Raw genomic sequence first — 3,827 nt, forward strand, 5'->3', positions numbered from 1 at the left:
AACTCTTGCTCGCTCACGTAGCCAGTTAAGGCTTAAGCTGGTCAGCTACCTGAAAGCGGGGGGCACGAAGCCCCCGTGCTTCAGCCGGGGGTGCTGACGCTGACTCTATCCCCTAGCGTTTACTTCAGGGCTGGGGAAGGATTTTTACAGGGAGTTCCTTCAAACGGGCTAGGACCTACTTCTGGATAAGCATCGTCAGTGGGGCTAAAAATCCGAATCACTGCTTCGGTTAGGTAAGCCATCATATTTGATAGTTTAGACATCATATTCATAAGAAAACCTCACTTTTCTCTTGCCTTATATACCTACTATACTAGATGAAATTTCTGGATTTGCACAATATTTGCAATATTTATTTGCAATCAACGGATAATTCACCATAATCGATAAATCATGTTATAATATATAGGTTTGCCTCCGTCTCCGTCTCCGTATCATCTACCTAGCTAAAATCAAGCGATCGCCTTCTCTAAGCAACTCCCTAAAATCAGTACAATTACTCAAAGAATATCCTCGGAAAGTTTAGTTAACAAAAATCACAGTTTTTTTTAAGTTTTGATAATTTTTGTAAAAAACAGTTAATAAAAAGCGAGATCCGCCGCCAAGAGGCGGGCAATGTAGCCCGCCCGAAAGGCTTTAGAGTTTGACTTGGCTACCGTGTGCGCGAGGATCGGTGTTAGCATCCCCAGAGGGGACAACAGGGGCTTTAAAAGTGGAAACCTGCCCCATAGTTTCGACTGTTGGCATCAAATTACCAGCGATCAAAGCATCTAAACGAGACCCTAGGTTAGGTCGGGGAATTTCTCCGATCGCCTCCCCCATAACTTCAGCTTGATCATTGAGAAAGACAAAATGGGGAATCCCATCAACTCGATACTTGAGAATTTCCGGGAGCCATTTAGTATTATCAACATTGAGCATGACAAAATTAATGCGATCGCCATAACTATCGCGCAGATCTGCCATATCTTCAGCCATAGCCTGACAGGTTGTACACCAATTAGCATAAAACTCCATCAAAGTCGGTTTACCATTACTCAAAGCCACCTCAAGAGGGGTTGATTCCGTGGCCAGTTCCGTTAAAGATATAGAGGTAGCATTAGTTCGGAAACCCCAAAAAACCAAGACACTGAGAACAATTGCCACAAGAGCAATCAGAAAGTTTCTCAAACGAGTTGTGAATGAAGAAGTAGTTAAACTAGAATCAGATGGATTTGTACTCATTTAATGCAGCTAGTCACACAGATGATCGTCTTGGGTACAGTGTAGCGAATTAGACAAGTGCGGGGAAAATAGAAAGCGATCGCCCCACCAAAACAGCCACCATTGGTGATCGCATGGTATGATAGAGATGCTGTATTCTGCCGGGAAGCATGAAAAAACGAGTCACTTTGACTTTTCCCAAACGTTCAGTGCAGATGCCAATTACCTACCGACTGGCCAAAGATTTTAATGTAGCTGCTAATATTATTAGAGCGCAAGTGGCCCCTAATCAGGTAGGAAAACTGGTAGTAGAGTTATCGGGAGATATAGACCAACTCGAGGCGGCGATCGATTGGATGCAATCTCAAAACGTGACAGTTTCCCTAGCCAGTCGAGAAATTATCATTGATGAACAAAGCTGCGTAGACTGTGGACTATGTACAGGTGTATGTCCGACAGAAGCACTAACTCTCAATCCCGAAACCTTTTATTTAACATTTACGCGATCGCGTTGTATTGTGTGTGAACAGTGTATTCCCACCTGTCCCCTACAAGCGATTTCCACCAATTTATAATCTGGTAGCCATGAAATCCCATCAGATCGCGCCTATGCTTTGGGTGTCAATTTTCTTACTGATGCTCACCTATATGGTGTTTGGGTGGGATTTATTTAACCGACAAATAGAGTGGCACTTTTGGGTAATTATTAAATTAACTATTATCTTACTCGCCCTGTTTTTCACAGTTCCTTTAGAGAATTTAAGCCGTCCTCTCAATCGCTGGTTTCAGTCAAATATTGGCGCTTTTTTATCTGTAGTGGTCGGTGCTTTCTTACTGGTAGTATTAGCCACCAGGATGGAAATTTTTACCACTCTTCTGATGTCTTTATCCGCCACCATTCTCACCCGTATGGAACTACAAACCCACAGCACCAAAAACTGGCAGGCATTTTTAGTCCTGTGTCTGGTGTCAATGCTGGGGTTAGTAGTCGGCTGGCAACTTCATCACCTAGCGAGTATAATTTAGGTGTAGGTAACGAGGAGTTCCGGTTGTAATACTTGATTTAATTTACCACTACGATATCCTTCTAGGTCTAAGGTAACATATACAAAACCCAATTCCTGAAAAGTTTTCACTAAAAGTGGCAAATCATTTTGAATTATAAACTCCTGAATTTGTGCTGGTGGCAGTTCAATCCTAGCCGTGTCTCCCTCGGAGCGCACCCGCAGATTTTGCCAACCCAAACGGCGCAAATAAACCTCAGCACGTCCGACCCTCTGCAATTTAGCGATCGTGATTTCTTCTCCATAGGGAAAACGGGAACTTAAACAAGGTTGAGAAGGCTTATCCCAGCAACTTAACCCCAGATATTTAGAGATTTCCCGTACCTCAGCTTTAGTAACTCCCACCTCTGCTAAAGGCGATCGCACTCCCCTTTCCTTAGCGGCTTGCACTCCCGGGCGATAGTCCTGCAAATCATCAGCATTCACACCATCAACTATGTATAAATAACCCCGTTGTCTAGCTAAGGGTTTAAGCTGGTCATGCAGTTCACTTTTGCAGAAATAACAACGGTTAACCGGGTTAGCGGTGTAATTAGGATTAGCCATTTCCTGAGTGTAGATTTCCTCATGAGATATGCCAATCATCGCCGCCTGAATGCGAGCATCTTCCAAATCTTCCGGTAACAGGGAAGGCGAAACAGCGGTGACAGCTAAAGCGCGATCGCCCAAAATATCATAGGCAATTTTCGCCACCAACGTACTATCTATTCCTCCCGAATAGGCAATTAATGCCTGCTCCATTTCAGCAAATAGGGATTGAAGTTGTTGTAATTTCTCGATCACCATAGTTTTTTGTGTTATTTACCCGTAATTACAGGTTATCATCTTCCCTCGGTTATGGCATACCCCCTCTCTACTAGGAGCGATCGCACAGACAAAAATTGAGCCGGGGGGTTTCGCATCAGGAAAACTCCGGCTCATGTTCTTAATTCGCAATTGCTAAGATCAGACTTTCATCATCGGTTATATCGCTTAATATCCTAACCCACCCACTCTAAAACGGCTTCCTCGCGGGTATTAGTGTGACGTTCGGGAGTTTCACGATTAAACTTCATGTGAATCGAACGGGTTTGCTCACCATCAGCAGCAACAGCCATAATTGGATAGTCAAATTGACCATCAGGGAAATACATTTGGAATCGGAACGTACCATCAGGATTGAGTTGAATCGGTCGTCCGCCAATACTAACCTTAGCATCAGGCTCAGTTGCACCATAAATGATTAACTCAGCATCAGCCACCAACCAGAATTTACGGGGACGAATGGGAGGCATTGATGCAGCCATCCCAATACCAGACATCCCGATACCGGACATAGAGTAGCCTAGGGCGGAACCGGACATAGTGAAACCGATACCAGACATCCTTTCCGCCATTCCGACACCGGACATTCCCACGCCGGACATGGAGTAGCTTAGGGCGGAACCGGATTCGGTCATTCCCACGCCGGACATGGAGTAACCCATACCGACACCGGACATTCCCACACCGGACATAGAGTAGCCTAGGGCGGAACCGGATTCGGTCATTCCCACGCCGGACATGGAGTAACCCATACCG

At 44.9% G+C, this 3,827-nt stretch carries 5 protein-coding genes and 1 pseudogene; 2 read left to right on the forward strand and 4 right to left on the reverse strand.

What is annotated here, in order from left to right:
* Positions 1–119: 119 nt before the first annotated feature.
* Both P5683_RS23275 and P5683_RS23280 read right to left on the reverse strand, forming a co-directional pair.
* The gene (locus P5683_RS23275) at positions 120–272 is read right to left on the reverse strand and encodes a hypothetical protein (RefSeq protein WP_006623986.1); all 153 of its coding nucleotides are present in this window, start codon (positions 270–272) and stop codon (positions 120–122) included.
* A gap of 364 nt (positions 273–636) precedes the next feature.
* Positions 637–1,224 (reverse strand): thioredoxin family protein, encoded by a 588-nt coding sequence (locus tag P5683_RS23280; protein ID WP_006623987.1) that lies wholly within the window; start codon positions 1,222–1,224, stop codon positions 637–639.
* A gap of 149 nt (positions 1,225–1,373) precedes the next feature.
* On the opposite strand from P5683_RS23280, the gene P5683_RS23285 reads away from it, so the two are divergent.
* Positions 1,374–1,778 carry an NIL domain-containing protein gene (locus P5683_RS23285; RefSeq protein WP_006618054.1) on the forward strand — a complete coding sequence of 135 codons (405 nt, stop codon included), beginning with the start codon at positions 1,374–1,376 and terminating at the stop codon, positions 1,776–1,778.
* A 10-nt stretch (positions 1,779–1,788) separates the two neighbouring features.
* A complete protein-coding gene (locus P5683_RS23290) occupies positions 1,789–2,229 on the forward strand; it encodes a hypothetical protein (protein ID WP_006623988.1) in 441 nt (146 codons plus the stop codon).
* Here the strand turns inward: P5683_RS23290 and larE are convergent.
* Both larE and P5683_RS23300 read right to left on the reverse strand, forming a co-directional pair.
* Positions 2,226–3,053 carry an ATP-dependent sacrificial sulfur transferase LarE gene (gene larE, locus P5683_RS23295; protein ID WP_006623989.1) on the reverse strand — a complete coding sequence of 276 codons (828 nt, stop codon included), beginning with the start codon at positions 3,051–3,053 and terminating at the stop codon, positions 2,226–2,228. The two genes, P5683_RS23290 and larE, sit on opposite strands and share 4 nt — an antisense overlap.
* Positions 3,054–3,247: 194 nt before the next feature.
* Positions 3,248–3,827 (reverse strand): annotated as a pseudogene (locus P5683_RS23300) (hypothetical protein); the annotation flags it as partial.

This window comes from Limnospira sp. PMC 1279.21 (genome assembly GCF_032349615.1).
Classification (GTDB): domain Bacteria; phylum Cyanobacteriota; class Cyanobacteriia; order Cyanobacteriales; family Microcoleaceae; genus Limnospira; species Limnospira fusiformis.

Excerpts from the sequence above, each read along its gene's own strand:
- P5683_RS23280 (WP_006623987.1), bottom strand. The coding sequence starts at position 1,224 with ATGAGTACAAATCCATCTGATTCTAGTTTAACTACTTCTTCATTCACA.
- P5683_RS23275 (WP_006623986.1), bottom strand. The coding sequence starts at position 272 with ATGAATATGATGTCTAAACTATCAAATATGATGGCTTACCTAACCGAA.
- larE (WP_006623989.1), bottom strand. The coding sequence starts at position 3,053 with ATGGTGATCGAGAAATTACAACAACTTCAATCCCTATTTGCTGAAATG.
- P5683_RS23285 (WP_006618054.1), top strand. The coding sequence starts at position 1,374 with ATGAAAAAACGAGTCACTTTGACTTTTCCCAAACGTTCAGTGCAGATG.
- P5683_RS23290 (WP_006623988.1), top strand. The coding sequence starts at position 1,789 with ATGAAATCCCATCAGATCGCGCCTATGCTTTGGGTGTCAATTTTCTTA.